Raw genomic sequence first — 1,466 nt, 5'->3', positions numbered from 1 at the left:
CGACGCGGCTCGATCCTAAAGCGCATGCGCGGTCTCCTGCGGCGGGCCGGGCGCCGGGGCGGCGGGCGGCGGCGTCTCGCCGTGCATGCCGCCCATCAGCAGGCCGAGTTCGGCGATCGACACGCGCTCGGTCGGCTGCGGCGGCGACAGGGCGCCCATGTTGATCACCGCCAGCCGGTCCGACAGCGCCAGCAGCTCGTCGAGGTCCTGCGAGATCAGCAGCACCGCGGCGCCCGCCGCCGCCAGTGCGATCAGCGCGGTGTGGATCGCCGCGGCCGCCCCGGCATCGACGCCCCAGGTCGGCTGCGACACGACCAGCACCTCCGGCGCCTGCAGCACCTCGCGGCCGATGATGAACTTCTGCAGATTGCCGCCGGACAGGCTGCCGGCCCGCGCCTCCACCCCCGGCGTGCGCACGTCGTAATCGGCGACGATGCCGCGCGTGAAGCCGGCGGCGGCGGCGAAGCGGATCAGACCGGCGTACAGCAGGTTCTTGCGCCGGTAGGCGGTCAGCACCGCGTTGTCGGTCAGCGAAAAATCCGGAATCGCCGCATGGCCGTTGCGCTCCTCCGGCACGCAGCACAGGCCGCGCTGCCGGCGCGCCGCCGGCCCCTCGTTGCCGCAGTTGGCACCGTCGAGCATCACCATGTCGTAGTGGGAGATGCGTTCGCCGCTGATCGCCGCCAGCAGCTCGTTCTGCCCGTTGCCGGCGACGCCCGCGATGCCGACGATCTCGCCCGCCCGCACCGACAGCGAGATGTCGCGCAAGGGCGTGCCGTGCGCGGCGGCGGCCGGAAGGTTCAGTCCGTTCAGCTCCAGCCGCGGCGCCCCGACATGCCCGCCGCGCACGCGCCCGGCCGGACGGACCTGCACGCCGATCATCATCTCCGCCATGCTCGCCGCCGTCTCCTGCTTCGGGTCGCAGGCGCCGACGACGCGGCCGCCGCGCAGCACCGTCGCGCGGTCGCACAGCGCGCGGATCTCGGCGAGCTTGTGGCTGATGTAGAGGATCGAGCAGCCGCCGGCCGCGAGCTTGCGCAGGGTGGCGAACAGCCGCTCCACCTCCTGCGGCGTCAGCACGGAGGTCGGTTCGTCCATCACCAGCAGACGCGGCGACTGCAGCAGGCAGCGCACGATCTCGATCCGCTGCCGCTCGCCGACCGACAGCGTGTGCACGTCGCGCGTCGGATCGAGCGGCAGGCCGTATTCCGCGCTCACCGCGCGCAGCCGCTCGGCGAGCGCCGGCAGCCGGCCGGGCCGGTCCATGCCGAGGGCGACGTTCTCCAGCACCGTCATCGCATCGAACAGCGAGAAATGCTGAAACACCATGCCGATGCCGAGCCGGCGGGCGGCGCGCGGCTCCGGGATATGGACCGGCGTGCCGTCCCATTCGATCGTGCCCTCGTCGGCCTGCAGCACGCCGTAGATGATCTTCACCAGCGTCGACTTGCCGGCACCGTTCTCGC

Annotated in this window: 1 protein-coding gene; it reads right to left on the bottom strand. The window is 72.6% G+C overall.

From position 1 onward, the window contains the following. Positions 1 to 15: 15 nt before the first annotated feature. On the bottom strand, positions 16 to 1,466 hold a 1,451-nt coding region (locus B8460_RS15860), incomplete at its 5' end, for an ABC transporter ATP-binding protein (RefSeq protein WP_048862583.1).

The sequence above is a fragment of the Acidisphaera rubrifaciens HS-AP3 genome, from assembly GCF_000964365.1.
GTDB lineage: Bacteria > Pseudomonadota > Alphaproteobacteria > Acetobacterales > Acetobacteraceae > Acidisphaera > Acidisphaera rubrifaciens.
The sequence above is the reverse complement of the archived record's forward strand: the minus strand, read 5'-3'. Positions and strand labels throughout refer to the sequence as shown.